The sequence below is a fragment of the Methylobacterium komagatae genome (genome assembly GCF_042661665.1).
GTDB lineage: Bacteria > Pseudomonadota > Alphaproteobacteria > Rhizobiales > Beijerinckiaceae > Methylobacterium > Methylobacterium komagatae.
Map to the genome: position 1 here is coordinate 2,439,955 of NZ_JBHSWN010000001.1, position 25,223 is coordinate 2,465,177.

Genomic DNA, 25,223 nt, shown 5'->3' on the forward strand with positions numbered 1-25,223 from the left:
TGTGCCTTGAACTTTTTGAACAGAGTATAGGTACTGGTTGTACTGTGCAATTTGTAGTTCGAGGTTCTTCATTTCAGGCTTGGCGTGCTAAAACAAAACCTGGAATTTTCTCAGAATTCCGACACGTACCGGTAACCGAATTTCGGGTTCTCACGACAAACTCAGCAGCAAACTCACGCGTCCTTAACTGGTATGGCGCGACAAGTCGGCTCGTCCGCCCGACTTCGCATCGCCAACCGAGGATTGCGATGAGCTACGCCGCAAACGCCTATGCCAAGACCTCGCGCAGCGTTCTCACCCCGCGAGAGGCAGAATCGGCGGTGCTGACCAAGGCGGCGCAGCGCCTCCAGATGGTGCGCGATGACTGGGCGAACCAATCGGGCGAGCTCGTCGCTGCCCTGAACTTCAATCAGAAGGTCTGGACGATCCTGGCGACCGCCGCCACCGATACGACCAACCCGCTCCCCGCCGATGTGAAGCAGGGCGTGGCCAACCTGGCCGTCTATGTGTTCCGGCAGATGATCGACACCATGGCCGAGCCCGCGCCGGAAAAGCTCACCTCGATCATCTCGATCAACCTGAACCTCGCCGCCGGCCTCGCGGGTCGCTGAGACCGGGGCTTCGCCCGCGCCGAACCAAAGCCGGTTCGGCCGGGGTATCAGGACGCGTCGGCCGTTTCGGCCTTGGCGCTGTTGTTCTCGAGAAGAGAGCGCAATTGCGCCTCGTAGGCGAGCAAGTCTTTCCCACGCTTCAGGGCGCGGTACAGGTCGCCGCCCTGAACCTGTTCGTAGATCGCCGCGATGTAGGGCTTCATGCTCGGCGCCGCCTCCATGAGGGCGTTGGCCTGTTCCACGAAGCTGTTCTCAGCGAGCGTCGCGTCGTCCGCGAGGTACATCAGCGTCAGCGCGAAATAGAGCCTCTTGCACGGGGTGTCGGCCTCCGACTCCGTGATGATGTCGCTCTCGCGCAGGAACTTCGTGTTGGTCTCGATCACGAAGGTTGAGCGGCGCGGACCGTTGCGGATCGCGGCATTGCCGATGATCAGCCGCTCGTCGGGCTTCAGCTCGATTTTCAGGGGCATGGTGCGACATCCCTCGCAGGCTGCCCCTTGGTAGGCGCGGCGACGTTAACGTTGCGCTAACCCTGCCGACCCCGTGGGACGAGAGCCATTTGTCGCCGATTGCCATGTGGGCTGCAATACGGGCTGTATTGTCAATCCATTAACTCAGTTTTTCGGAAGAGCCAGATTCAGAAAAAGCAAATGTCGGTTTTAAGACAGTAGTAAGTCGGCTGGTTCGAAATCACGTCCGTCTCCAAAACGGAGGCGCTTCAACCAGAATGGATACTACGTTATGTCGAACGGCGTTACGCTCACTGCGGCCACCCGTCAGAACCTGCTGTCGCTGCAGGATACGGCGTCTCTGACGGCCACCACCCAGAACCGCCTTGCCACCGGCAAGAAGGTCTCCTCGGCCCTCGACAACCCGGTCACCTTCTTCACCTCGCAGGCCCTCGACCAGCGGTCGGGCGATCTGTCGAGCCTGCTCGACGGCATCTCCAACGGCGTGCAGGCGATCCAGGCGGCCAACCAGGGCATCACCTCCATCCAGAAGCTGGTGGATCAGGCCAAGTCCGTCGCTAACCAGGCGATCTCGACCCAGATCACCACCACGGGGACGGCTTCGACGGCGTTCAGCGCCAACACCACCGCCGCCACGACCATCAACCTGTTCGTGAACGGCACGTCGACCTCGGCCACCATCCCGACCAGCGCCACGATCGATCAGGCCATCACGGCCCTCAACACGGCGGTCGGCGCGGGCAGCTTCTCGAAGGACTCGACCGGCACCAAGATCGTGATGAACGCGAGCCGGATGTCGAGTTCAACACCGCCACCGACCAGACGAACCTCGGCTTCGCCGCCGGTTCGGGTTCGACCACGGCCTACGGCGCCACCACGGCGGTGGCGCAGAGCGCCGACCTTACGGTCTCCGGCGTGTCCGCTCGTTCCGCCCTCGCGACGCAGTACAACAGCCTGCTGACCCAGATCGATCAGCTGGCTGGCGACGCGAGCTTCAACGGCACGAACCTGATCGGCGGTAAGGGCACCAACAACAACCTGACGATCAACTTCAACGCCAAGGGCAACTCGAACCTTACGGTCACCGCGACCGACGAGACCTCGAACGGCCTCGGCCTGAAGGCGATCACCGGCAGCTCCGCCGCCGGTACCGTGGGTCAGGGCAACTTCCTGCTCAACAAGGACATCAACACCACCCTGAACAACCTGACCACGGCGTCGAACCAGCTTCGGTCCGACTCCTCGACCTTCGGCTCGGCCCTCTCGGTCGTGCAGAACCGTCAGGACTTCACCAAGAACCTGATCAACGTGCTCGACACGGGCTCCGCGAACCTGACGAACGCCGACCTCAACGCCGAGGCGGCGAACTCTCAGGCCCTCTCGACCCGCCAGTCGCTGGGCATCTCCGCCCTGTCGCTCGCCAACCAGGCTCAGCAGGGTATCCTCCAGCTCCTCCGCTGATCGAAGCGCCGGGACCGGAAAACGACCATAAATACGGCCGGCGCTTTGCGCCGGCCGTTTTCTTTGTGCCATTTGCCGAACGGCGTCTTTCTCCGAGAAGATCATCGGAAAAGCTGCTTAACGTTTCGGAAAGCATGTTCGTGATCTGATTGGGATAACGCGTGGATAGCTCGCGTATCCATCTATCGGAATCACGCCCATGTCGTCCGACATCACGCTCACCGCAGCGACCCGCCAGAATCTCCTTTCGTTGCAGGACACCGCAGCCCTCCAGGCGACCACGCAGGGCCGCCTGTCGACGGGCAAGAAGGTCTCCTCGGCCCTCGACAACCCGGTCACGTTCTTCACCTCGCAGTCGCTGAACCAGCGCTCGGGCGACCTGTCGAGCCTGCTCGACGGCATCTCCAACGGGATTCAGACGATCCAGGCCGCCAACCAGGGCATCACCTCGATCCAGAAGCTCGTGGATCAGGCGAAGTCCGTGGCGAACCAAGCCCTCGCCACGCAGATCACCACCACCGGCTCCGCCTCGACGGCCTTCACCACCCCGAACACCACCGCCACCACGACCATTAATCTCTTCGTGAATGGCACCTCGACCTCGGCGGTGTTGCCGACCAGCGCGACCATCGATCAGGCTGTTTTGGCCTTGAACGGCGTGGTCGGCCCCGGCAGCTTCTCGAAGGACACGACGGGCACGAAGATTGTCATGAACGCGAGCGCGGATATCGAGTTCGCGACCTCGGGCGATCAGACCAAGCTTGGCTTCAGCGCCGGCTCCGGCACGGGTGCGAGCTACGGCTCCACCGTCGCGGCACCGCAGAGCGCCGACCTCATCGTCAACGGCGTCGCAGGCCGTGCCGCCCTCGCGAGCCAGTACAACAGCCTGCTGACGCAGATCGACCAGCTTGCGTCCGACGCCAGCTACAACGGTGTCAATCTGATCGCGGGCAAGGGGACCAACAACAACCTGACGATCAACTTCAACCCCAAGGGCAATTCGAGCCTGATCGTCCAGTCCACGGACGAGACCTCGAACGGCCTGGGCCTTCAGGCGATCACCACCACGTCGGCGGGGACCGGCGGCCTCTATGGCCAGGGAAGCTTCCTGCTGAACAGCGACATCAACAGCACGCTGACCGGCCTGACCAAGGCGTCCAACCAGCTCCGGACCGATTCATCGACGTTCGGATCGAATCTCTCGGTGGTGCAGAACCGTCAGGACTTCACCAAGAACTTGGTCAACGTGCTCGACACGGGCTCCGCGAACCTGACGAACGCCGACCTCAACGCCGAAGCGGCGAATTCGCAGGCACTCTCGACCCGCCAGTCGCTGGGTATCTCGGCCCTGTCGCTCGCCAACCAGGCTCAGCAGGGCATCCTTCAGCTCCTGCGCTAAGCGCGCTAGGCGGCCACGGTCCGGAAGCCGGCGAGCACATCCCGGCGCTCCGGGCCGAAGAAGTTGCGGTACATCCCCGTCACCATGCGGGCGCGGGTCGCCCAGGCTCCGCCCCGCAGGACTTTCCGCGTGCCGAAGGACGGCTCGGAATATTCGGCGTAAGCATCCGGCGCAAATCCGGGGTAGGGGAGGAACGGGCTCTCCGTCCATTCCCAGACATTGCCGATCATCTGACGGCATCCCCAAGGGCTGTCTCCCTCCGGATGGGCGGCGACATCCACCGTGCCGAGCCGCAGACCATCGAGATTGGCCAGGATCCGGTCAGGCGCTGCCTCGCCCCAGGGATAGGTCCGCTTTGTCGCCGCGAGGCCGCCATCCGGCTCGCGCGCTCCGATCGCCGCCGCCTCCCATTCCGCCTCGCTCGGAAGGCGGCGCCCAGCCCAACGGCACCAGGCCCGCGCTTCGTGCCAGTTCACGTGGATCATTGGACGATGCGGCTTGAGCGGCGCATCGGCATCGAACTCGCGCACCATCCAGTCATTGCCGACGCGACGCCAGTAGATCGGATGGTCCGCGCCGCTTTCCGCGAGCCACGCCCGTCCCGCTTCGTCCCAATGGCGCGGTTCGCGGTATCCGCCATCCTCCACGAAGGCGGCGAACTCAGCGTTGGTGACCGGCGCCCGCGCGATGCGGAACGGCGCGATCTCCACCGGATGCGCCCATTTCTCGTTGTCGAACACGAAGTGAGTCGCATCCCGCTCGGCGCCGAGGCGCAGGAGACCGCCGCCAACATCCACATCTCCCGGATGCGGACCGGCCTCGGCCTCGCCGGCAAGGGCTGCCGCGAAGGTGGGGCGGGGCTGGCCGAGGGTCTGCCGGGTGTAGGTGAAGGCCTCGGCGTGCATGTCCTCGTGCAAGCCGACCAACCGGTAGAGATACGCTTCGTGCGGCTCTGGCTCCCGCCCGTCGAGCCGGGCGGCGAGGGCCGATTGGACGCCGTCCATGTAACCAAGCGTCTCGGCCAGACTGGGCAAAGGAAGGTCCCAGCGCGTTGCATGGGGCACGGCGGCCGAATCATACAGGGCGTCGGCGTCCGCTCTCAGGGGAGGGCGCCCGTCGAGCCCGCGCAGAATGAAATGTTCATGAAACCACGCGAGATGCCCGATCTCCCAGAGGAGCGGGTTCACGATCGACAGGCGCGGTCCCATCAAGGCTTCGTCGTCGAGGCCGTCGACCATTTCGAGGGTCCGCGCGCGGGCATCCTTCAGGGCGGCCATCAGGTCGGAGCCCGTCGCTGTCCGTGTCGCGTCCATCGCCGTACCTCCGCGCAAGCTGCTGTCTGACATGCGCATCGCCATCGCCACACCCATCGCCGCCACACGCCGCACCGGCAACCGCGCCACGGCGACGCGGTGGGCCGGATTCCTCGGCGATCTCGGGCATGAGGCCCTGATCAACCCACCGTCCAGCTGGGACGCGGACGCCCTGATCGCGCTCCATGCATGGCGTAGCGCCGAAGCCGTGGCGCAATTCCGTGCGACCTATCCCAACCGGCCTGTGGTCGTCGTGCTGACCGGCACCGACCTCTACCATTTTCTTGAAAGCGAACCGGAGGCGACTCTCCGCGGCCTCGATCTGGCGGATCGCCTCGTCGGTCTTCACGACGAGGTTGCACGAGCCCTGCCGAAGCGATTCCACACCAAATTGCGGGTGATCCACCAATCCGCGCGAGGAAGGGCCGCGCGCGAGACGCCCGATCCCGAAGTCTTTGAGGTGTTGGTCGTCGGGCATTTGCGGCCCGAGAAGGACCCGTTCCGCACGGCCCGCGCGGCGCGGCATCTCAGACGGGATTCGCGGATCCGCGTTTTGCATCTCGGTGGGGCGCACGAGCCCACCTGGGCCGAGACTGCCCGCAGAGAGATGCAGGAGAATCCGCGTTACGTCTGGCTCGGCGATTGCCCCCCGTCGCGGGTCAGGCGGCTCATGGCCCGCGCCCGGTTGATGGCGCTGTCCTCACTTATGGAGGGCGGTGCGAACGTTATCTCGGAGGCGGTCGTATCCGGTCTGCCGGTCCTGGCCTCGCGCATCGATGGGTCAGTCGGGCTTCTGGGCCCCGATTATCCGGGCTACTTCCCGCCGAGCGACACGAACGCCCTGGCCCGGCTACTCGCCCGCGCCGAGGACGAGCCCGCCTTTCTTGGCCGTCTCGCTGCGGCTTGCGCGGAGCGGGAGCCCCTGTTCCACCCGGAGCGTGAGCGGGCGAAGCTCGGCGAATTGCTCGCCGAGCTTCGATAGCCTTACTTCTTCGAGGCCTCGTAGCGGGCCTTGTTTTCGGCGTTCGGCGGGTAGAGCCCCGGCAGAGCTGCGCCGCGCTCAACCTCATCCATGATCCAGCTTTCGAATCGCTCCTGCTCGGGGGCGAGTTCGAGGACAGTGTCGATCAAAGCGGCGGGGATCAGCACGGCGCCATCCGCGTCGGCGACAACGACATCGTCGGGGAAGACCGCGACACCGCCACAGGCGATAGGCTGCTGCCAGCCGACGAAGGTCAGGCCTGCAACGGAAGGCGGTGCGGCCGCGCCCTGGCACCAGACCGGCAGGCCGGTGCCCAGCACGCCCGACAGGTCCCGCACCACGCCGTCGGTGACGAGGGCCGCGACGCCCTTCTTCGCCATGCGCGCGCAGAGAATGTCACCGAAGATGCCTGCATCGGTCACGCCCATGGCATCGACCACCGCGATGCAGCCCTCCGGCATTGCCTCGATGGCGGCACGGGTGGAGGTGGGTGACGACCACGATTCGGGCGTCGCGAGGTCTTCTCGCGCCGGCACGAAGCGCAGGGTGAAGGCCCGGCCGACGAGGCGTGGCTGGTCCGGCCGCAGGGGCCGGGTGCCGCGCATCCAGACGTTGCGCAGGCCCTTCTTCAGGAGAATCGTGGTGATCGTGGCGGTGGTGACGCCTGCGAGCGTCTCGACGATCCGCGCATCGTTCGACATCCGCGACTTCTCTCTCGTGTCGGGCTGGCTGCCCTTAGCCACCGGTCATCGGCGGGAAGAAGGCAATCTCGCCGGCGCCGGCGATGGGCGCATCGGGCTTGGCGTGAACGCGGTCGATCGCCGCGCGCACGATACCCGGATTCTCGAAAGCATGGGCGTATTCCTCGCCACGTCCCGCCAGCCACCGGGCGAGATCGGCCACGGTGACGACCTCCGGCGGGGGATCGAGGGTTTCCTCGGCCCTGCCGATCCGCTCGCGGACCCAGGCGAAATAGACGAGCTTCATAACGGTCCTATCGCGGATCGTTGATGACGTGGCGGATGCCAGCCCGCATGTAGTCCCACCCGGTCCAGATGGTGAGGGCGGCGGCGAGCCACAGAAGGGCGAGGCCGATGGCCTGCGTGCCCGGCAGAATGATCTCCCCCGCCGGTCCGGCAACGAGGAAGCCGAGGGCGATCAACTGCACCGTCGTCTTCCATTTGGCGATCCGGCTGACGGGAACGCCGACCTTCAGCTCCGCGAGATATTCGCGCAATCCCGAAACCAGAACCTCACGACACAGGATGACGACCGCCGCCCAGACTGAGGGGCCGGTGATCGTGTGGTCGGCGGCTAGCATCAGCAGACAGGCTGCCACCAGCAGCTTGTCGGCGATCGGGTCGAGCATCCGGCCCAAAGCCGAGCTCTGCTGGTATGTCCGGGCCACGTAGCCGTCGAGGTAATCGGTCACGGCGGCGACCACGAATACCACGAACGCCACCGAGCGGGCGGTGGTCGAGTCCGGGTAGAACAGGAGCGCGACCATCACCGGCACGGCGACGAGCCGCCCATAGGTCAGGCAGTTCGCCAGGTTCCAGGCCGGTGAGCGTCGCCTGGGCAGGACGGCGTTCATAGGGGGGTGAAATCAGAGCGCGGCAATCCCGTCAACGGCTCGGCTCCATTCTCGCGCTCCGGATCAGGCGCCGGCATGAAAGAAGTCGTAGACGGCGCGGGCCGTCGCCGCATTCACACCCGGCGTCTTGGCCAGATCCTCGTACGCGGCGCGTTCGATCGCTTTCACCGTTCCGAAATGGTGGAGCAGCGCGCGCTTTCGAGAGGGGCCGACCCCGGCAATCTCATCCAGCGGATTTTTGACCATCTCCCGTTTCCGTTTCGCCCGGTGCGTGCCGATGGCGAAACGGTGCGCTTCGTCGCGCAGGCGCTGCACGAAATAGAGGGTGGGATCGCGCGGCGGCAGCTTGAAGGGCGGCTTGCCCGGCACGAAAAACGTCTCGCGCCCCGCATCGCGGTCGCGTCCCTTGGCGATGCCGACCAGCGGCACATCCTCGACGCCGATGGCCGCAATGGCCGTGCGCGCGGCCTCCAATTGGCCCTTGCCGCCGTCGATCAGCACGAGGTCGGGCCAAGCGGGGAAGGCATCGGCATCGGTTTCCTCTGGCATGGGGGCCGGTTCAGGGGTGCCGCCCTCGGCCTCGGCCATCGCAGCCTCGGGGGCGTTGCGAGGCGCCTCCTTCACCAGCCGCTTGAAGCGGCGCTGAAGCACCTCGCGCATCATCCCGAAATCGTCGCCGGGGGTCAGTTCCTCCGACTTGATGTTGAAGGTGCGATAGTACTGCTTCATGAAGCCGGTCGGCCCGGCGACGATCATGCCCCCGACCGCGTTCGTGCCCATGATGTGCGAGTTGTCGTAGACCTCGACCCGGCGGGGCGGCTTCTCCATCCCCAAGGCCTGTCCGAGGGCGACCAGCAGCTTGCCTTGCGAGGCGGTATCCGCGAGCCGCCGGGCCAGCGCTTCCTTGGCGTTGCGCTGGGCGTAGTCCACGAGATTCTTACGTTCGCCGCGCATCGGCTTGTGGATCTCGACCCGGTACTCGACCCGGCTCGACAGGGCGGCGCCCACCAGTTCGGCATCCTCCACCACGTGGCTCGTCAGCACGACGCGGGGCGCTGGCTTGTCATCGTAGAACTGGCCGATAAAGGAGCCCAGCACCTCGTCCGCCGTCATGCTGCGGTCGGCTTTGGGAAAGTAGGCGCGGTTGCCCCAGTTCTGGAAGTTGCGGAAGAAGAAAACCTCGATGCAGAACTGCCCGGCCTGCTCGTCGAGAGCGAACACGTCGGCTTCTTCCACGCCCTGCGTGTTGACGCCCTGCACGCCCTGGATGGCGGACAGCGCGGCGATGCGGTCTCGAAAGCGAGCAGCCCTTTCGAATTCCAGCGCCTCGGAGGCTTCCTGCATCTCCGTCCGCATCCGGTCCTTCACGGCATTCGACTTGCCGGCCAGGAAGGCGCGGGCGGAATCCGCCATCGCAGCGTAATCCTCCGTGCTGATCTCCCCGGTGCAGGGGCCCGAGCAACGCTTGATCTGGAACAGCAGGCAGGGCCGCGTCCGGTTCTCGTAATAGCTGTCGGTGCAGGTGCGCAGGAGGAAGGCCCGCTGCAGGGCGTTCACGGTGCGGTTCACCGCCCAGACGCTGGCGAAGGGGCCATAATAATTCCCCTTCCGCCGCCGCGCGCCGCGATGCTTCACGATCTGCGGCGCGGGCCCGTCATCCGTCACGAGGATGTAGGGGAAGGATTTGTCGTCCCGCATCAGCACGTTGAAGCGGGGCTTCAACTGCTTGATCAGGTTGGCTTCGAGGAGCAGCGCCTCGGTCTCGGTGGCGGTGGTGACGAACTCCATCGCCGCCGTCTGCGAGATCATCCGCGCGATGCGGTTCGAATGCGCTTGGCCCCGTGCATAGGAGCCGACGCGCGCCTTCAGGTTCTTCGCCTTGCCGACGTAGAGGACGTCGCCCTTGTGGTCGAACATCCGATACACGCCCGGTGAGGGCGGCAGGGTCGACCAGAAGCGACGGATGACCTCCGTCCCTGCCTGCACCGCCCCCGGTTCGAGATCGAAGTCGATCTCGGGGGAGGGATCGGCCGTGAGGGAGACCTCCGGCTCGTCGGCATCTTCCATCTCGGCCGCGCGGCCGTCGTCGAAGGTGTCCGGTGGCAGGTCGTTGAGGGCTCTGCGGCTCATTCCGCGAATGTAGGCGCTTTCCGGCGCCCGTGCATCGCGGAGATGACGATCAATCGAACAGCGCGTCGATATCCGACTGATCGACGTGGCCCGGATCGTCGGGCAGCTTCGGCCCGTTGAGCAGGCTGGCGTCGCCCAGATCCTCCGGCGCGGCCTCCGAGGTCACGAGATCGCGGAAGCTGTCGAGAGCGGACCACGCCGCGATCACGCGGTCGAGATGCTCCTCGATGAACTTCATCACCTGGACGATCTTGCTGATGCGCTGACCGGTCAGGTCCTGGAAGTTGCAAGCCTCGTAGGCGTGAATCACCTGTTCGAGGATCGCATCCACATGCGGGCGCGCATCGGCCGAAAGCTGCAGCGAGCGCAGCACCGAGGCACGGCTCTCGACATCCTCGACCACGGTGAGCAGCGTCGATGTGGCGCGCTCGGTGGATTCGACCACCGCGTCGAGTTCGTCGGCGGCGCGGCGCATGCCCTTGCCGGTCGCGTCCGAGCGGTGAAGCGCGGCGAGGTCGGCCTTCGTACGGACGATAGCGTCCTTCATCGCGTCGAGTTCGCCGCGCAGGGCGAGGGCCTCGTTCAGTTCCTTGCGGCAGGCCTCCACGGTCTCGCTGGCGCTCATCTGCATGATGCGCTTCAGGTCGCCGATGGCTGCGAGGATCTCATCCGTGCGGCCGGTCTCGGGCAACTCGATGGCCGCCGGAGTTTCGATGCCCAGGCTCTGCTCGATACGGTAGCGTTTGGTCTTCATCGGTCGGCTGACGGCCTGCGCTTGCTCGAATGGTGCAGATTTGACGGAAAACCCTTAGCGGACCGTGACCATGGGCCTAAGAACCCTAATGGCTTTCGGGGTCGCGCTGCGCCAGGGCCGCTCAATACTGAATAGCGGCCGAAGCTGCGCAATTAGCAGTTGATTTACGCTGAAAACTTCCACTCGTGGAATAGGCCGACACAATGAGCGGTTTACCATAATCATTGACGCGATTTCGCAGGATCACGGTCGATCCTCCCCGCACAGGACGGAAGAGGTCCGCTGCGGAGTGGCTGCGATGAGGTCTGAGAGGGTAGTGGCGGTTGCCGGCTTGCTGCTGGCGTCCGTGATGTGCGGGCCGGCTTCGGCTCAGCAGGCCCGTTACGCCGAGGCGTCCTCGACGGGCGGCTATGGCGGTGGCCTGATCGAGTATCTTGTGACCGGCCGCGCGGATTCCCGCACCCGGCCGACGTGGCCACAATCCGGCCCCGCCCTGCGTCGGCAGGCCTCGATCTCCCACGACGACCGCGTGCCGCCCTACGGTGAGCCTTCGACGATGCCTTTCGCGGCGCCGCTCGCCGCCGACGAGCCAACGGCTCCCGTCCAGGCCTTTGTGCAGGAGCAGGAATATCGCGTTCAGCGCGAGATGGACCCGAGCTACCTCCGTCAGGAGGTCGCCTTCGACGGGCCTCAGCGGCCCGGCACCATTGTGGTCGACACGGCTTCCAAGCACCTGTTCCTCGTGCAGCCGGGGCACCGGGCGATCCGCTACGGTATCGGCGTCGGGCGGCCGGGCTTCTCGTGGAGCGGCCTGAAAACCGTGAGCCGTAAGGCCGAGTGGCCGGATTGGATTCCCCCGGCCGAGATGCTGGCCCGGCGGCCCGATCTGCCGCGCCACATGGCGGGCGGCCCGGCGAACCCGCTCGGTGCGCGCGCGCTGTATCTCGGCTCGTCCCTCTACCGGATCCACGGCACGAACGAGCCGCACACGATCGGCCGCAACGTATCCTCCGGTTGCATCCGCATGATGAACGAGGACGTGATCGACCTCTATGGGCGTGTCCCGGTGGGCACGCGGGTCGAGGTGCTGTGATCCGTTCCCACGCATGAAAAAGGGCCCGGCTGTATCCAGCCGGGCCCTTCTCGTTTCAAGTCACTAAGGCGAAGCGATCAGGTCCAATCGCTGTCGTCGCCACCGCCCAGGTCGCCGCCGAAATCGCCGCCGCCCTGGTCGCTCCAACCGGCATCCTGGAATCCGCCATCGCCCCCGCCGAGGGCGGAGCCGAGGTCGGAATTGCCAGCGCTGTCGCCGTAGTAATTGTTCACGACGGTCTCACCGCCGCCGCCGAGACCCGCCGAAGCGGCGCTGCCAAGCGAGGAGTGACCGCCCGCGAAGGCGTTTGAGAGGGCGCTGCCGAGCAGCATGCCGCCCGCCGCACCCGCCGCCATTGGCAGCGCGGTGGCGAGGAAGCCGCCGCCACGGGCCGGGGCACCCTGCTGGCCGGCCCACGGACCGCCCTGCTGCGGATAACCACCCTGCTGAGGCGGGTAGCCGCCCTGCTGCGGGTAGCCCTGCTGGGGCGCGTAACCGGGCTGCTGGCCACCCCAAGCGCCGCCGGGACGCTGTTGCGGCTCCGGCGGGCGCTGCGAGCCGCCACCGCCGAAAATGCTCGACAGGAAGCCGCCACCGCCACCCGAGGATTGCGACGACGCCGACTGGCGCTTCGCCTCTTCGAGCTGCTGGTTAAGGCTCTTGATCGCCTCTTCCTGCACGTAGATCAGCTGAGCCATCGCGTAGGGCGCATAGGGCTGCGCGCGGATCTTCTCGGCGATGAACCGCTCGGCATCGGCGTCGCGCGGCTGGCTCTGGGCCTGCTGCAGACGCTGGAAGATGCCGGAGATGATATCGCGTTCCTCGCTGTTCATCGGAACCTCCTCGGATCGAGCGCACAACCGGCGGCGCACCGCTCGGCTTGCGCAGGACATGGGAACGCGGCGACGCTTTGTCAGGGGCGCCTTGCAAAATCTTCATGCGCGCGAGGAGGGATGAAAACAAAAGCCCGGCCGTGCGGCCGGGCTTCCAGGTGAAGGGCCGCGGCCGAAGCCGCGGCGTTGTCGGTCTTAGTACGAGCCGAACTTGTAGTTCACGCCGGCGCGGACGACGGCGAACTCGGTGTCGCGGCGGTTGTTGGCCGGGCCGGAAACCAGGGTCACGCCCGGGGACGTGGTGGTGATGGTCTGGCCGAGGTTGTTGGTGGCGAAAGCGCCGGCGGAGCGGCGGTTCTGCTCGAGGTTCACGTACAGGCCTTCGACCTTCAGCGTGACGGCCGAGGAGCGGAAGAAGTTCAGGAACGAGTCGGTCGGGAGAGCGTACTCGACACCGCCGCCGACAGCGTAGCCGGTCTGGAAGTCGTCAGAGGACACGCCGGTGCCGAACTGACGGCCGCCGCCCGAGCCGTAGGCGAAGCCGCCGGTGGCGTACACGAGGGTGCGGTCGAAGGCGTAGCCGAGGCGACCACGGACGGTGCCGAAGTAGTCGAGGCCCGACAGGCCGTTCGGGTTGTAGACCAGGCTGCCCGGGATGATGGCCGAGCCGGCCGGGGCGGCGGCGGAGAAGCGGTTCCGCTGACGGCCGAAGTCGGCGTACTGGGCGTCAGCTTCGATACCGACAACGACACCCGAGCCCGGGGTGAACTGGTAGTTGTAGCCGATCTGACCACCGCCAACGAAGCCTTCGTTGTTGTTGGTGTTCGAGAAGGCGAGGACGCCGGTGGTCGGGACGTTGCCGGCGGCGAACAGGTTGTTGCCCGGGGAGACGCCGACGACGGTCGGGCCGCGGCTGGAGGAGGCATCGAAGCCGTAACCGGCGTTGAAACCGGCGTAGAAGCCCGTCCAGGTGAAGACCGGCACCGGCGTGAACACCGGCGGCGGCGCAGCGCGGCGCGGAAGGTCGGCGGCGGAAGCGGCAGCGGTCATGCCGGCGAGGCCGACGAGGGCGGTCGTGGCGCGAAGAAGGGCTTTCATTCGTACGGTCCTCACTGGTGGGCCGGCAGCGCCTGCCCGAACTGGTTGATCCAGCGGTTCCGAGGTTGCTTTTCGCTGTGCGAGCCCGCCAACTGCTTATGCAGCCCCTTGCGGCGGTCCGCCTTTGTCCCCGTAACCTTGACCGTCTAAACGCACCCGAATGGTCAAGGTTCGATTGCCGCCACGCTTTTTTTGCGCTGGCATCCCCGACAAGTTGTCGCACCCCCCGGTTTGGGTGGAACCCGGCTCATCCCGCCAAGGAAATCGCGGAGATCAGGCGCCCGTAATCGGGCTCACCGCGATGGGTGGTGCGCCGGAAACTGTAGAAGCGTTCCGCGTCGGCATAGGTGCACAGGTCTAGGATGGCCGCCTCGCCGATCCCCGCTTCCTTCAGCCGTGCGAGGATAAATCCCGGCAGGTCGAATTGCGCGTGGTCCGGTCGTTGGCCGGAGCCGAGGAAGCTTTCCATGCCGGGTGCCTCGGCGGTGAAGCGCGCGATGAAATCCGGCCCCACCTCGTAATTGGGCTGGCTGATGGTCGGCCCCAGCACGGCGACGATGGAGGTACGGTCAGCGCCGAGCCGCTCCATCGCGGCGACGGTCGACTCGATCACCCCCGTCAGCGCCCCCTTCCACCCGGCATGGGCGGCACCGACCACCCGGTTGACCGGATCGGCGAAGAGGATCGGCCCGCAATCGGCGGTGGCGATGCCGAGCGCGAGACCCGGAACCCGCGTTACCATCGCGTCCGCCTTCGGGCGTTCCGCCATGGGAAAGGGCGCCTCGACGGTGACCACATCTGCGGAATGGACTTGATACAGGCTCACCAGTCGGTCGGTGGGCAGGCCGAGGGCTGCGCACATCCGGCTGCGGTTCTCGGCGACCGCCTCTTGCGCATCACCCGAGCCCAGCCCGCCGTTCAAGGAGGCATAGAGCCCCTCAGACACGCCACCCTGGCGGGTGAAGAAGGCATGGCGGATCGCCGGATGCGAGGACAATTCCAGCGCCTGGATGAACTGGCCTGCACTCATGGATTCGACCTCGCCCTCACCTGCGACGCTGCGATAGCGCAACGCACCCCAGCTGGCGATGACATACCAATGCTGCGATGCCGCATTAAGTTGGTGGTGTCGGCTCCGGCCGGCTCCCAACCTAGGAGGACCGCATGCGTCAGACGGACGATACACGCCCGGAGGACTCTGCGCCGCACAAGGTCCCGGGTGCCCTCAGGGCTCCGGTTCCACGCACCGATATCCCGACGAAGAGCGAGGAATCGGACGACGATCAGCCAACGGCGCTGAAAGAGACGACATCCGGTTTCAGCTCGTTCGAGAGCTCGATACGGACCACGCCCGGACATCCCGAGATCTAACCGGGTTGTAGGCCGGGCAGCGGCCCGAGGGCGGGGGCGGACAGGGCCATGACCTTGAACAGCCGCCCCATCCCCTCGGGCCGCGAATCCGTCAGGCGGGCCAGGGCGGTATCGATCGCCTCGGCCTGACGGTCATCGGCCCGCAGGCGAAGCCGCGCCGCACGCTTGTGGAGCCCGAGCGCCGCAAGGAAATCCCCCTGATCCGCCGGTCCATGGACAGCTGCGCCCACCTCGTGTGCTGCCAACGCCAGCGCGGCGAAATCGACATGACAGGTCAGGTCCGCCTCGCCCGGAGCGGCGAGGGGATCGGCGAAGGCGTGGCCCGACAGGGCCTGAAGCGTGTCGCCGAAGCCGGGGCGCGCATGTCCGTAATCGAAGATGAGCACCACGCCGCCCTGTGCGCAGACCCGCCGGGCAAGGCTGCGCACGAGATCGAGGCCGGGCCCCGGCACCGACACCACGGCGCCTTGGGGCGCCTCCGCCTTGAGGCCGGGCGCGGGATCGGGCGCGAGACCGAAGACCAGTTCGCCGTTCTCGCCAAGTCCGATCAGCCGTTCGTGCCAGCCACCTTGGGCGCGAACGAACTGCCGCATTGGTAGGCAATCGAAGAACTCGTTGGCGAGGATGATCACCGGGCCGTCCGGCAGGGTGTCAGCCGCGTCGTGCCACGTCGCCCCGGATCCAGCGAGGCGCCGTTCCTGCGCCGCGCGCAGGACGGGGCTCGTCTCCACGAGATGGGGGGTGACGCGGACACCCGGCGCCGCGGCGGCGAGCGCCCGCAGGGCGTCGGCCATGAGCGTGCCGCGTCCAGGGCCCAGCTCCGCGAGGATGAGCGGCTCCGGTGCGCCCATGGCTTGATGCACATAGGCCGCCCAGGCCCCAACCAACTCCCCGAACATCTGCGTGATCTCGGGAGCCGTGGTGAAGTCGCCCCGCGCCCCGAGGGGATCGCGGGTGCGGTAATAGCCGTGGACCGGATGACCGAGGCAGAGGGCCATGTAGCGGTCGATCCCGATGGGACCGGTCTCGCGGATGATCGCCGCGATCTCACGTCCGAGCGGTGTCACGCCCCGGCGCGCGTCGCCCGCGCCTCCTCGACCGTCTCCGGGGCAGCCGTCTTCTTCGGGCGGGTGCGCCCGGTCGCCGCGAGCACGATGTAGGTCAGGCCGACCAGCGCCATCGGCACGCAGAGCAGCATCCCCATGGTCACGCCGCCGCCCATCGGGCCGAGACCCTTGCCGAACAGGAAGCCGAGCTGCGCATCGGGCTCGCGGAAGAACTCGCACCCCGTGCGGGCCAGAGCGTAGCCCAGCACGAAGATGCCACCGAGCAGGCCCGGCTTCCGGAAGCCGAACCGGTAGGCGCAGATCGCCATGACGATGAAGAGCAGCAGCCCCTCGGTCGCTGCCTCGTAGAGCTGGCTCGGATGACGGGGCAGGGGCCCGCCGGTCGGGAATACGATTGCGTAGGGGAAGTCCGGCGCGATCCGGCCCCACAATTCGCCATTCACGAAATTGGCGATCCGCCCGAAGAACAGGCCGATCGGCACCACCACCGCGCCGATATCGAGCAGGGTGTAGCCATTCAGGCCACGGGAGCGGGCAAAGAGCAGGAAGGCGAGGATGGCCCCCAAGAACCCACCGTGAAAGGACATGCCGCCGTTACGGATCGCCAGGATCTCGATCGGATCGGCGAGATACATCGGCAGATTGTAGAAGAGCACGTAGCCGATGCGCCCGCCGAGAACGACGCCCAGGGCCACCCACACGACGAGGTCATCGATATCGGCCGGAACGGGTCGCTTCACGACGCCCCAAAGCCGGTCGGCCATGACGAGGCGGCGGGCATAGAACCATCCGCCGATCAGCCCGGCGATATAGGCCAGGGCGTACCATTTGATCGTGATCGGCCCGATCGCGATGGCGACGGGGTCGATGGCCGGGAAGGGCAGGGCGAGGAGGGGCATTGGTGTGATCTCCGCGCGGGGAGTGGCGCCGCCGGCCTGCGGCGTCAACCCCGGCGCAGGATGAGGATGCCGTGCCTGTCCGGCCCCGCGACGAAGCAGGCGCTGCCATCGGTAGAAAGGCGCGCTGCATAGCCCGCGCCGCGTAACGTTTTCGCGATGTCCGATGGATCGTCGGCCGATACGACGAAGCGCGTGCTTGCCAGATCGGCGGGGCCGTACGCCTTCGGAGGGTTCGTCCGCGCAGGCTGCCGGTAATGCAGCAACTCCACATGCGGCGCCGGATCGGGCGGCGACAGGGCGACCACATCCACTACCGGGTCATCGAGCCCGTCGAGGCGAGCCTGCTCAAGGCCCCGGTTCAAACCCCGCTCCGAGAGGGTAAGGCCCAGGATGCCGGTGAGGAAGTCGATTGTCCCCTCGAGGTCGCTGACGGTGATGGCCGAATGGTCGATGCCGAGGAACATTCCCGGTGCATCAGCCCAACGCCGGGCTGACTTGCCGCCGGGGAATTGAATCAACTCGAGGGGATGCCCATCGGGATCGCGGAACTTGTAGGCGATTACGCCTCCGGTGGAGGGCGGCAGCACCTGCGGTCCATCTCGGCTGATCGGCGTGGCGGAGAGCCCCGCGCTCGCCGCCTCCATGTCTCTCACGACGATGGCGAGATGCTGGAACACCGGATCGGTCGCATCGGCTTCAGCGGGGTAGGGTGCCCCCGGCGCATCGGGCTGCACGAAGGTGACGTGCTGCGCCCCGAGCCGCATCCGCAGGCGACGCCCCGACACATCCAGCGCTTCGGCTTCGGCAGGCGGCACCGGCTTGGGCGCCCCCTTGCGCACGAAGCCGAGATGGTCGCGGTAGAAGGCTTCCGTCCGGTCGAGATCGGCGACGGTTCTGTCGAACCGCACGATGGCCCGCACGCCGCTCACGGACGGCTCGCCCCGCGCACGTTCGTATAGATGGCGTAGACGCTCCGCGTCGCGCACAGGAACAACCGGCTGCGGTTGCGTCCGCCGAAGGTAAAGTTCGCGACCGTCGAAGGCACGAGGATCTTCCCGAGCAGCTCGCCGCCCGGATCGAGGCAATGCACCCCATCACCCGCGCTCGACCAGAGGTGGCCCTCCTCGTCGCACCGGATGCCGTCGGCATTGCCGGGGGAGATGGTGCAGAACACTCGTCCGTTCGCCAGCTGCCCGTCATCCCGCACATCGAACACGCGAATGTGCTGGATTGGTTGGGTTGCGAACTGAAGCCCCGTCTCGACGATGTAGAGGCGGCGCTCATCCGGTGAGAAGCAGAGGCCGTTCGGCCCCTGGAAATCGTCGGCGACCACGATCAGCGAGCCGTCGCGCGGATCGAAGCAATAGACGTTGGCGGGCAGTTCCGCCTCCTGCTTCCCGCCCTCGTAATCGGTCTGGATTCCGTAATGCGGGTCCGAGAACCAGATCGTGCCATCCGATTTCACGACGACGTCGTTGGGCGAGTTCAGCCTCTTGCCCTCGTAACGTTCGACCAGGGCGGTGATGCTCCCGTCGAGTTCGGTGCGGTGGATGCGGCGGCCCCTGTGGGAGCAGGAGACCAGACGTCCCTCGCGGTCGCGGGTGTGGCCGTTCTCGAAATCACTATTCTCGCGAAAGACGTTGAGGCCCCCGCTCTCGCTCCAGCGCATCACCCGGTTGTTCGGCAGATCCGAGAAGAGAAGCTCGTCGCGATCCCCGAACCAGACCGGCCCCTCGGTCCAGCGGAAACCCTCTGCAAGCGTCTCCAGATACGCGTTCGGCAGGACCAGCTTCTTGAAGCCGGGCTGGATCAGTTCATACCGGTCCATGGCGCGGGGCTTACTTGAAGCGGCCGGGCTGGTTGACCGTCGGCGTCACATCGAGGCCGGTGACGATCATCGCGCAGGGCTCATCGCCGACCGTACCGGAGAGGTGGCCCTTCTTGCCGTCGCGCTCGCGGGTGCCTTGATCCTCGCCCATCATCAATTCGCCCGGTCCCATCTCGACGCGCGTGCCGTCCATGGTCTCCACGAACCAGCGGCCGGAGAGGATCGCGATCCATTGCGGGCGCGGGTTCTCGTGCCACTCGCCGACCCAGCCGACGGGCAAGACGGTGAAGGTGACGCCGGCCTGGGTCTTCTCCTGCTTATCGTTCCATTGCGGCGCCGTCTGCGGATCGACGCCCTCGAACTTGAACTGCGTCAGCTCGCATTTCGTCTGGCGGCTGACCCCGTCCGCGTCGGTGTAGACGTGCCAATAGGCCATCGTTGGAGGGGTCGGCTCGCTCATCGTCGCTCCTTGCACCGCCTCATGCGGTCGTGCGGGCAACGTGGCTGGCGGCGCCGGGTTGCCCGGCATCGCCGCAGCGGGGGTTTGCGCGAAGGAAAGGGCTGCGCCTCCGGCCGCCAGCACAAGGGCGTGGCGACGGCTCAAGCGGTCGGTCAAAGGGCACTCCGTCATGGCTTCTCTCTGCCTGCAATGACGGGTGAGGGACGTGTCTACATCCGGTCGGGCAGCCGCTCATCCTGGGCAAGGTTCGAGAAGCGGGTGATGTTGGCGTCGAATTGCAACTCCACCGTGCCGGTCGGGCCGTGTCGCTGCTTGCCGATGATCACCTCGGCCTTGCCATGGACGCGCTGCATCTCGGCTTCCCAGGCGAAGAACTCCTCGGTGCCTTCGCGCGGCTTCTTGTTGCCGACGTAATATTCCTCGCGGAACACGAACATCACCACGTCGGCGTCCTGCTCGATCGAGCCCGATTCACGCAGGTCCGAGAGCTGGGGCCGCTTGTCGTCGCGGTTCTCCACCTGACGCGACAGCTGGGACAGCGCGATGACCGGAACCGCCAATTCCTTGGCGAGCGCCTTCAAGCCGGTGGTGATCTCGGTCATCTCCTGCACGCGGTTGTCGCTCCGCTTGCCGGAGCCGGAGAGCAGCTGGAGATAGTCGATGATCAGAACATCGAGCCCCTTCTGCCGCTTGAGCCGCCGGGCACGGGCCGACAGCTGGGCGATGGAGATGCCGCCGGTCTGGTCGATGTAGAACGGGATCGTCTGCATATCCCGCGCGGCATCGGTGATCTTGTAGAAATCCTCCGGACGGATATCGCCGCGGCGGATCTTGTAGGAGGGCACGCCGGATTGCTCGGCAATGATACGCGTGGCGAGCTGTTCGGCGGACATTTCGAGGGAGAAGAACCCGACGATGCCGCCATTGGCGGTGCGGGTCGTCCCGTCCTGATGCTTCTCGCCCCGATACGCCTTGGCGATGTTGAAGGCGATGTTTGTGACGAGCGAGGTCTTACCCATGGCCGGGCGCCCGGCGAGGATGATCAAGTCGGACGATTGCAGCCCGCCCATCTTCGCGTCGAGGTCGCTGAGGCCGGTGGCGATGCCTGAGAGCTTGCCATCGCGCTGGTAGGCCTTGGCCGCCATGTCGACGGCGGCGGTCAGCGCGTCCGAGAATTTCTGGAAGCCGCCATCGTACTTGCCCGCCTCGGCGAGTTCGTAGAGCCGCCGTTCGGTCTCCTCGATCTGGTCGCGGGGCGCCTGCTCGACGGGGGCCTCGTAGGCGCCGTTCACCAGTTCCTCGCCGATGGCGATGAGGCGGCGGCGGATGGCGAGATCGTAGATCGTCCGGCCGTATTCGGCCGCGTTGATCACCGTGGTGGCGTCTGCGGCGAGGCGCGCGAGGTACTGGATGACCGTCTGGCCGCCGAAATCGGCGTCGCCCAGATAAGTCTTCATGGTGATGGGCGTCGCGAGCTTGCCGGATTTGATCAGCGAGGCCGCGACGGTGAAGATCTGCTGGTGCGCATCCTCCATGAAATGCTCGGACAGAAGAAAGTCCGACACACGGTAGTAGGCGTCGTTGTTCACTAGGATGGCGCCCAGCAGCGCCTGTTCCGCGTCGATGTTGTGCGGGGCGACGCGGTATTCCGCCTTCACCGCTTCGAGCTTGGCCGTGATCGCGTTGGGCAGTGCCATAGGCGGAACGACTCCCGTCCGGCGCCCCAGCGGCGCACCTCACGTCCCGACCATCGCCTCGATGCGTTGACCGAAGCTTAGCCGATTGCGACGCCCGGAGCCTTTCTCCGAGCACACGAATGCCCGCCGACTCGTCCGAGGGCGGGCATCCATGCTGGAACAAACGTGGAACAAGTCAAGCGGTGAAAGCGGGTGTCCCCGCTATCACCGCTATCCAGGGGCTCAGCCCTGATCGTCGGAGCCCTGCTCGCCGGCATCGGCCAGCGCGGCACCGACCTCGAGACCCAGATCGTCGAGGTTGAACGAGTCGCGCTCGATGATCGTCTCGCCACGGGCCTGACGCTCGGCCTCTTCGGGGCTGCGGGCGACGTTGACGGTGATGTCGACCTCGACCTCGGGGTGCAGCGTCACCGGCACCTTGAACAGGCCGAGCGTCTTGATCGGGTGGTTGAGGACGATCTGGCCGCGCTCGACGCTGAAGCCGTCCTTCGTGACAATCTCGGCGATGTCGCGGGTCGAGACCGACCCGTAGAGCACACCGGTCTCACCGGACTGGCGGATGAGCGTGAAGCTCTGGCCGTTCAGCTTCTCGGCGACGGCCTCGGCCTCCTTCTTGCGCTCGAGGTTGCGCGTCTCGAGCTGGGCGCGCTGGCCCTCGAAATGCTTCTTGTTCGCCTCGGTGGCGCGCAGGGCCTTGCCACGGGCGAGCAGGAAGTTGCGGGCGAAGCCGGGGCGGACGTTCACGGTCTCGCCCATCTGGCCGAGCTTGGCGACGCGTTCGAGCAGGATCACTTCCATTGTCTATCTCCTTCGGGGGTTGGGTGGGGCCGTGCGGCCCCGGGGTCACGGCGCCGCGGGGCCTTTCGGACGGCGGCGGTCGAGGGCGGTATCGGCGAGGCCGAAAATGGTGAGGGCGATCAGGGCGACGCCCTGAGTCACGAACAGGACCATGTACATCGCGAACAGCATCACACCCCTGCCGGGGCGGCCGCGCGAGCGGTCGTGGAAGGCGGCGAGGCCCTGCAGCGCGAACACCGCGGTGAAAGCGCCGACCAGGGCGACGCCGAGCACGCCCGCATAGCCAGGGGCGAAGCTCAAGAGGGCGGCGGCGCCGAGGGCGGCGAGGCAGTTCCGCGGCATCTTGGTGGAAGGCAGATCCGGCCAAGGCCGCATCAGGCGCCCGGAGATCCGCACGATCCGCGCAGCGGCCCACAGGTAGAAGCACAACAGCATCGCGAGGCCGTGCGCGGCGAGCGCGGGCACCACGCTTGCGAAGGCATCGGCCAACTCGTCGCGGGTGACGGTGGACGGGTCGCTGCGCGGCGTCTCGGGCGCGTCGGCCTCGGGCTTGGCCTCGGCTTTGGGAGCGGGGCGAGACACCGGGTTACGGGAATCGACCAAGCTATGGGCAAGCTTCTGCAGCTGCGTCTCGTAGGCTTCGTAGCTCGGCGAGGACAGGACGGCGATGGAGATGAAGGCGAGGGCGGCGGTGGCCGCGATCCAACCGAGGAGTCGCCCGGTCGGGTACCATTCGAGGCCCGCAGGCGTCTCCCGGCCGAGCAGGGCGAGATAGGCGAGCCACCATGCAGGAATGGCGATATAGGCGGCGAAGGCGAGACCCATGAAGGGCTGTATGACGCCCATCAGCACGAGGCTGCCGGTCGCGGCGGCGGCGAGGGCGGCCCGATGGCTCCAGCCCAGGCCGACGATCAGGATCGGCAGCGGGGCGAGCAGATAGAGCGTGACGGCAAGGCCGGTCCCCTTCAGCAGGACGCCGAAGAGGAGTGCGGACACGAGGCCCGCGCCGATGCCGATGACGAGGTTGTTGGTCATGGGTTCCGCTGTCCCCCCGCCCGCGAGGGAGGGGTTAGGGGCCAAATCGAGCCGCCCCAACGATCGAGCGGGTTCGCCGCTCTCTGAGGGAGCCGGCCCGTATCGTCCGGGCCGGCGGATTTTGTTGGACTACTTGATCACGTAGGGGAGCAGGCCGAGGAAGCGCGAGCGCTTGATCGCCTGGGCGAGCTCACGCTGCTTCTTGGCCGACACCGCCGTGATGCGGGACGGGACGATCTTGCCGCGCTCCGAAACGTAGCGCGAGAGCAGCTTCACATCCTTGTAGTCGATCTTCGGCGCGTTCGCGCCGGAGAAGGGGCAGGTCTTCCGACGACGGAAGAAGGGACGACGGCCGCCGCCGCCACCAGCACCGAAAGCCATGATCAGTTCTCCCCGCCGAAGCTGCCGCCGCCGCCGAAGCCCTCGTCGTCACGACGACGGCCGCGCTCACGATCCTTGCGGTCGTCGCGGTCACGCTTCTGCATCATCGCGGACGGCTCGGAATCGAGTTCCTCGACCCGCACAGTCATGAAACGCAGGATGTCTTCCGAGATCTGCATCTGACGCTCCATCTCGGCGATCGCCGCAGGCGGCGCGTCGATATTGAGGAGCGCGAAATGCGCCTTCCGGTTCTTCTTAATGCGGTAGGCGAGGGACTTGACGCCCCACATCTCGATCTTCTCGAGACGACCGCCGTTCTGCTCGATGACACCCTTGTAGGTGTCGATCATCGTCTCGACCTGCTGGGACGTCACGTCCTGACGCGCCAGAAGCACGTGCTCGTAGAGAGGCATACCGGGCCTTTCGTGTTCAAAGGAGACCCGGCCGCTTGCGCGGCTTGTCCGGGCCGGTTCACTTTCACGTTTGCTCGGCGCCAAGCCCTTCGAGCCGTATGTTTCAGGCCCGAGCGGTTGATCGAAGGCGGAGACACGGGACGACGGAGCAAGCTCCTATGCCGCGAGCGGCACCGTCCGTTCAGCCCCCGGCCGGAGCGAACGCGAGCGGCGCGCTTAGACGGTTTCGCGCGTTTCCGCAACCCTCGTGACGGAGCGCGGCGCGGCTTCGCGGAAGGCACTTGCCGTCGGCGGTCTGAGCCGACACCTAGGGAGAAAGCCTCGATAGACGGACTGAATCCGACTGCCATGACCGTTCCGCAGCTTCGCCTCGGCGTCAACATCGATCACGTGGCCACCGTCCGTAACGCGCGCGGCGGCGCCTACCCGGATCCGGTGCGGGCGGCCCATCTCGCGGTCGAGGCGGGCGCGGATGGAATCACCGCCCACCTGCGGGAGGACCGCCGCCATATCCGCGACGCCGACATTGCAGCCCTGAAGGCCAGCCTCACCGTGCCGCTGAATTTCGAGATGGCGGCGACGGATGAGATGATCGCGCTCGCGGTCGCGACCCGGCCGCACGCCTCATGCCTCGTGCCGGAGAAGCGCGAGGAGCGCACCACTGAGGGTGGGCTCGACATCATCGGCGGGCGCGATCATCTCGCCCCGCGCATCCGAACCCTGGCCGAGGCGGGCATCCGCGTGTCGCTCTTCGTGGAGCCGGAGCCGGAGGTGATGGAAGCCGCTCATGCCCTTGGCGCCCCCGTCGTGGAACTCCACACCGGCAGCTATTGCGAAGCGGCGGTCGCAGGCGAACACGCCGCTGTCGAGCGTGAACTCGCGCGGATCCGTCGGGCGGCCGCCCATGGCGCCGGGCTCGGGCTGGAGATCCATGCGGGCCACGGACTGAACACCGACAGCGTCGGCCCGGTCGCGGCCGTCCGCGAGATCCGCGAACTGAACATCGGCCATGCCCTGATCGCCGACGCGATCTTCGTCGGCCTCGCCCAGGCGATCCGCGATATGCGCGCGGCCATGGACCGGGCACGCGGATGATCATCGGGATCGGCTCGGACCTCTGCGACATCCGCCGCATCGAGAAGACACTCGCCCGCCACGGCGAGCGGTTCACGCATCGGGTCTATACCGAGGGCGAGCGCGCTCGCTGCGACCGTCGGAAGGCGCGTGCCGAAGGCTATGCCCGCCGCTTCGCCGCCAAGGAAGCCTGCGCTAAGGCGCTGGGCACGGGCCTGAGCGAGGGCGTGTTCTGGCGCGATATGGAGGTGGTGAACCTGCCTTCCGGTGCGCCGACGCTCCGCCTCAGCGGCGGCGCGGCCGAGCGGTTGGCGGAGATGCTGCCGGCCGGGCACTCCGCCAGGATCCATGTCAGCCTCACCGACGACCCGCCCATGGCGCTGGCCTTCGTGGTCATCGAGGCGCTGAGGGATTAGGGTTGCGCCTCCGCGCGTTGCGGGTGGCCGCAGCATGGTTTAGATC

General features: G+C 66.5%; 26 protein-coding genes and 1 pseudogene. 7 read left to right on the plus strand and 20 right to left on the minus strand.

All coding sequences use genetic code 11. The features are described from left to right. Positions 1 to 248: 248 nt before the first annotated feature. Entirely contained in the window at positions 249 to 611 is a 363-nt protein-coding gene (flaF, locus tag ACFQE0_RS11910; protein WP_378969825.1) for a flagellar biosynthesis regulator FlaF, read from the plus strand. A 47-nt stretch (positions 612 to 658) separates the two neighbouring features. Here flaF and ACFQE0_RS11915 read toward each other — a convergent pair whose 3' ends face one another. Continuing rightward, entirely contained in the window at positions 659 to 1,081 is a 423-nt protein-coding gene (locus ACFQE0_RS11915) for a flagellar biosynthesis repressor FlbT (RefSeq protein WP_378969827.1), read from the minus strand. A 271-nt stretch (positions 1,082 to 1,352) separates the two neighbouring features. On the opposite strand from ACFQE0_RS11915, the pseudogene ACFQE0_RS11920 reads away from it, so the two are divergent. Next, positions 1,353 to 2,542 (plus strand): annotated as a pseudogene (locus ACFQE0_RS11920) (flagellin N-terminal helical domain-containing protein). Positions 2,543 to 2,741: 199 nt separating this feature from the next. Beyond that, on the plus strand, positions 2,742 to 3,941 hold the full coding sequence (locus ACFQE0_RS11925) for a flagellin N-terminal helical domain-containing protein (protein WP_378969830.1): 1,200 nt from the start codon (positions 2,742 to 2,744) through the stop codon (positions 3,939 to 3,941). Positions 3,942 to 3,946: 5 nt separating this feature from the next. Here ACFQE0_RS11925 and senA read toward each other — a convergent pair whose 3' ends face one another. Further along, positions 3,947 to 5,254 (minus strand): selenoneine synthase SenA, encoded by a 1,308-nt coding sequence (gene senA, locus ACFQE0_RS11930; RefSeq protein WP_378969832.1) that lies wholly within the window; start codon positions 5,252 to 5,254, stop codon positions 3,947 to 3,949. A gap of 31 nt (positions 5,255 to 5,285) precedes the next feature. On the opposite strand from senA, the gene senB reads away from it, so the two are divergent. Then, positions 5,286 to 6,236, plus strand: coding sequence for a selenoneine biosynthesis selenosugar synthase SenB (gene senB, locus ACFQE0_RS11935; protein ID WP_378969835.1), 951 nt, complete (start codon positions 5,286 to 5,288; stop codon positions 6,234 to 6,236). 2 nt (positions 6,237 to 6,238) lie between these two features. Here senB and ACFQE0_RS11940 read toward each other — a convergent pair whose 3' ends face one another. The 5 genes from ACFQE0_RS11940 to ACFQE0_RS11960 form a co-directional block, all read right to left on the minus strand. Continuing rightward, positions 6,239 to 6,937, minus strand: a complete 699-nt coding sequence (locus ACFQE0_RS11940; protein WP_378969837.1) for a ribonuclease activity regulator RraA — start codon at positions 6,935 to 6,937, stop codon at positions 6,239 to 6,241. Positions 6,938 to 6,971: 34 nt separating this feature from the next. Continuing rightward, positions 6,972 to 7,223, minus strand: a complete 252-nt coding sequence (moaD, locus tag ACFQE0_RS11945) for a molybdopterin converting factor subunit 1 (RefSeq protein ID WP_378969840.1) — start codon at positions 7,221 to 7,223, stop codon at positions 6,972 to 6,974. 7 nt (positions 7,224 to 7,230) lie between these two features. Continuing rightward, the gene (gene pgsA / locus ACFQE0_RS11950) at positions 7,231 to 7,830 is read right to left on the minus strand and encodes a CDP-diacylglycerol--glycerol-3-phosphate 3-phosphatidyltransferase (protein ID WP_378969842.1); all 600 of its coding nucleotides are present in this window, start codon (positions 7,828 to 7,830) and stop codon (positions 7,231 to 7,233) included. A gap of 63 nt (positions 7,831 to 7,893) precedes the next feature. Next, entirely contained in the window at positions 7,894 to 9,960 is a 2,067-nt protein-coding gene (gene uvrC, locus ACFQE0_RS11955) for an excinuclease ABC subunit UvrC (protein WP_378969845.1), read from the minus strand. Positions 9,961 to 10,009: 49 nt separating this feature from the next. Beyond that, positions 10,010 to 10,714 carry a protein phosphatase CheZ gene (locus ACFQE0_RS11960; RefSeq protein ID WP_378969847.1) on the minus strand — a complete coding sequence of 235 codons (705 nt, stop codon included), beginning with the start codon at positions 10,712 to 10,714 and terminating at the stop codon, positions 10,010 to 10,012. 298 nt (positions 10,715 to 11,012) lie between these two features. On the opposite strand from ACFQE0_RS11960, the gene ACFQE0_RS11965 reads away from it, so the two are divergent. Beyond that, the gene (locus ACFQE0_RS11965) at positions 11,013 to 11,807 is read left to right on the plus strand and encodes a L,D-transpeptidase (RefSeq protein WP_378969849.1); all 795 of its coding nucleotides are present in this window, start codon (positions 11,013 to 11,015) and stop codon (positions 11,805 to 11,807) included. A gap of 77 nt (positions 11,808 to 11,884) precedes the next feature. Here the strand turns inward: ACFQE0_RS11965 and ACFQE0_RS11970 are convergent, their stop codons facing one another. From ACFQE0_RS11970 to rpsF, 13 genes are all read right to left on the minus strand, one after another. Beyond that, positions 11,885 to 12,640, minus strand: coding sequence for a DUF2076 domain-containing protein (locus tag ACFQE0_RS11970; protein ID WP_378969851.1), 756 nt, complete (start codon positions 12,638 to 12,640; stop codon positions 11,885 to 11,887). A 195-nt stretch (positions 12,641 to 12,835) separates the two neighbouring features. Further along, the gene (locus tag ACFQE0_RS11975) at positions 12,836 to 13,738 is read right to left on the minus strand and encodes an outer membrane protein (protein WP_378969854.1); all 903 of its coding nucleotides are present in this window, start codon (positions 13,736 to 13,738) and stop codon (positions 12,836 to 12,838) included. A 247-nt stretch (positions 13,739 to 13,985) separates the two neighbouring features. After that, entirely contained in the window at positions 13,986 to 14,768 is a 783-nt protein-coding gene (gene pgeF / locus ACFQE0_RS11980) for a peptidoglycan editing factor PgeF (protein ID WP_378969856.1), read from the minus strand. A 337-nt stretch (positions 14,769 to 15,105) separates the two neighbouring features. After that, positions 15,106 to 16,176 (minus strand): class I SAM-dependent methyltransferase, encoded by a 1,071-nt coding sequence (locus ACFQE0_RS11985; RefSeq protein WP_378969858.1) that lies wholly within the window; start codon positions 16,174 to 16,176, stop codon positions 15,106 to 15,108. Continuing rightward, positions 16,173 to 17,075: a prolipoprotein diacylglyceryl transferase gene (gene lgt / locus ACFQE0_RS11990; protein WP_378969860.1), complete on the minus strand. Its 903-nt coding sequence runs from the start codon at positions 17,073 to 17,075 to the stop codon at positions 16,173 to 16,175. Before lgt ends, ACFQE0_RS11985 begins: the two co-directional genes overlap by 4 nt. A 44-nt stretch (positions 17,076 to 17,119) precedes the next feature. After that, on the minus strand, positions 17,120 to 18,004 hold the full coding sequence (locus tag ACFQE0_RS11995) for a VOC family protein (protein WP_378969863.1): 885 nt from the start codon (positions 18,002 to 18,004) through the stop codon (positions 17,120 to 17,122). Further along, positions 18,001 to 18,903: an SMP-30/gluconolactonase/LRE family protein gene (locus tag ACFQE0_RS12000; RefSeq protein ID WP_378969865.1), complete on the minus strand. Its 903-nt coding sequence runs from the start codon at positions 18,901 to 18,903 to the stop codon at positions 18,001 to 18,003. The genes ACFQE0_RS11995 and ACFQE0_RS12000 overlap by 4 nt, the downstream gene beginning before the upstream one ends. Positions 18,904 to 18,913: 10 nt before the next feature. Further along, a complete protein-coding gene (locus tag ACFQE0_RS12005; RefSeq protein ID WP_378969867.1) occupies positions 18,914 to 19,363 on the minus strand; it encodes a cupin domain-containing protein in 450 nt (149 codons plus the stop codon). Positions 19,364 to 19,572: 209 nt separating this feature from the next. Beyond that, a complete protein-coding gene (locus tag ACFQE0_RS12010) occupies positions 19,573 to 21,060 on the minus strand; it encodes a replicative DNA helicase (protein WP_378969869.1) in 1,488 nt (495 codons plus the stop codon). A 222-nt stretch (positions 21,061 to 21,282) separates the two neighbouring features. Beyond that, the gene (rplI, locus tag ACFQE0_RS12015) at positions 21,283 to 21,858 is read right to left on the minus strand and encodes a 50S ribosomal protein L9 (RefSeq protein ID WP_378969872.1); all 576 of its coding nucleotides are present in this window, start codon (positions 21,856 to 21,858) and stop codon (positions 21,283 to 21,285) included. Positions 21,859 to 21,903: 45 nt separating this feature from the next. Then, positions 21,904 to 22,893 carry a DUF2232 domain-containing protein gene (locus ACFQE0_RS12020; protein ID WP_378969874.1) on the minus strand — a complete coding sequence of 330 codons (990 nt, stop codon included), beginning with the start codon at positions 22,891 to 22,893 and terminating at the stop codon, positions 21,904 to 21,906. 129 nt (positions 22,894 to 23,022) lie between these two features. Continuing rightward, positions 23,023 to 23,274: a 30S ribosomal protein S18 gene (gene rpsR / locus ACFQE0_RS12025; protein WP_066921788.1), complete on the minus strand. Its 252-nt coding sequence runs from the start codon at positions 23,272 to 23,274 to the stop codon at positions 23,023 to 23,025. 2 nt (positions 23,275 to 23,276) lie between these two features. Continuing rightward, positions 23,277 to 23,687, minus strand: coding sequence for a 30S ribosomal protein S6 (rpsF, locus tag ACFQE0_RS12030; RefSeq protein ID WP_378969876.1), 411 nt, complete (start codon positions 23,685 to 23,687; stop codon positions 23,277 to 23,279). Between the two features lie 348 nt (positions 23,688 to 24,035). Between rpsF and ACFQE0_RS12035 the strand changes: the two genes are divergently transcribed. Together ACFQE0_RS12035 and acpS are read left to right on the plus strand one after the other, a co-directional pair. After that, positions 24,036 to 24,782, plus strand: coding sequence for a pyridoxine 5'-phosphate synthase (locus tag ACFQE0_RS12035; RefSeq protein ID WP_378969879.1), 747 nt, complete (start codon positions 24,036 to 24,038; stop codon positions 24,780 to 24,782). Continuing rightward, on the plus strand, positions 24,779 to 25,177 hold the full coding sequence (gene acpS, locus ACFQE0_RS12040; protein ID WP_378969881.1) for a holo-ACP synthase: 399 nt from the start codon (positions 24,779 to 24,781) through the stop codon (positions 25,175 to 25,177). Before ACFQE0_RS12035 ends, acpS begins: the two co-directional genes overlap by 4 nt. Positions 25,178 to 25,223 lie beyond the last annotated feature (46 nt).

Bases quoted from the DNA above. Each gene is read 5' to 3' on its own strand.
- flaF (WP_378969825.1), top strand. From the start codon at position 249: ATGAGCTACGCCGCAAACGCCTATGCCAAGACCTCGCGCAGCGTTCTC.
- ACFQE0_RS11915 (WP_378969827.1), bottom strand. From the start codon at position 1,081: ATGCCCCTGAAAATCGAGCTGAAGCCCGACGAGCGGCTGATCATCGGC.
- ACFQE0_RS11925 (WP_378969830.1), top strand. From the start codon at position 2,742: ATGTCGTCCGACATCACGCTCACCGCAGCGACCCGCCAGAATCTCCTT.
- senA (WP_378969832.1), bottom strand. From the start codon at position 5,254: ATGGACGCGACACGGACAGCGACGGGCTCCGACCTGATGGCCGCCCTG.
- senB (WP_378969835.1), top strand. From the start codon at position 5,286: ATGCGCATCGCCATCGCCACACCCATCGCCGCCACACGCCGCACCGGC.
- ACFQE0_RS11940 (WP_378969837.1), bottom strand. From the start codon at position 6,937: ATGTCGAACGATGCGCGGATCGTCGAGACGCTCGCAGGCGTCACCACC.
- moaD (WP_378969840.1), bottom strand. From the start codon at position 7,223: ATGAAGCTCGTCTATTTCGCCTGGGTCCGCGAGCGGATCGGCAGGGCC.
- pgsA (WP_378969842.1), bottom strand. From the start codon at position 7,830: ATGAACGCCGTCCTGCCCAGGCGACGCTCACCGGCCTGGAACCTGGCG.
- uvrC (WP_378969845.1), bottom strand. From the start codon at position 9,960: ATGAGCCGCAGAGCCCTCAACGACCTGCCACCGGACACCTTCGACGAC.
- ACFQE0_RS11960 (WP_378969847.1), bottom strand. From the start codon at position 10,714: ATGAAGACCAAACGCTACCGTATCGAGCAGAGCCTGGGCATCGAAACT.
- ACFQE0_RS11965 (WP_378969849.1), top strand. From the start codon at position 11,013: ATGAGGTCTGAGAGGGTAGTGGCGGTTGCCGGCTTGCTGCTGGCGTCC.
- ACFQE0_RS11970 (WP_378969851.1), bottom strand. From the start codon at position 12,640: ATGAACAGCGAGGAACGCGATATCATCTCCGGCATCTTCCAGCGTCTG.
- ACFQE0_RS11975 (WP_378969854.1), bottom strand. From the start codon at position 13,738: ATGAAAGCCCTTCTTCGCGCCACGACCGCCCTCGTCGGCCTCGCCGGC.
- pgeF (WP_378969856.1), bottom strand. From the start codon at position 14,768: ATGAGTGCAGGCCAGTTCATCCAGGCGCTGGAATTGTCCTCGCATCCG.
- lgt (WP_378969860.1), bottom strand. From the start codon at position 17,075: ATGCCCCTCCTCGCCCTGCCCTTCCCGGCCATCGACCCCGTCGCCATC.
- ACFQE0_RS12000 (WP_378969865.1), bottom strand. From the start codon at position 18,903: ATGGACCGGTATGAACTGATCCAGCCCGGCTTCAAGAAGCTGGTCCTG.
- ACFQE0_RS12005 (WP_378969867.1), bottom strand. From the start codon at position 19,363: ATGAGCGAGCCGACCCCTCCAACGATGGCCTATTGGCACGTCTACACC.
- ACFQE0_RS12010 (WP_378969869.1), bottom strand. From the start codon at position 21,060: ATGGCACTGCCCAACGCGATCACGGCCAAGCTCGAAGCGGTGAAGGCG.
- rplI (WP_378969872.1), bottom strand. From the start codon at position 21,858: ATGGAAGTGATCCTGCTCGAACGCGTCGCCAAGCTCGGCCAGATGGGC.
- ACFQE0_RS12020 (WP_378969874.1), bottom strand. From the start codon at position 22,893: ATGACCAACAACCTCGTCATCGGCATCGGCGCGGGCCTCGTGTCCGCA.
- rpsR (WP_066921788.1), bottom strand. From the start codon at position 23,274: ATGGCTTTCGGTGCTGGTGGCGGCGGCGGCCGTCGTCCCTTCTTCCGT.
- rpsF (WP_378969876.1), bottom strand. From the start codon at position 23,687: ATGCCTCTCTACGAGCACGTGCTTCTGGCGCGTCAGGACGTGACGTCC.
- ACFQE0_RS12035 (WP_378969879.1), top strand. From the start codon at position 24,036: ATGACCGTTCCGCAGCTTCGCCTCGGCGTCAACATCGATCACGTGGCC.
- acpS (WP_378969881.1), top strand. From the start codon at position 24,779: ATGATCATCGGGATCGGCTCGGACCTCTGCGACATCCGCCGCATCGAG.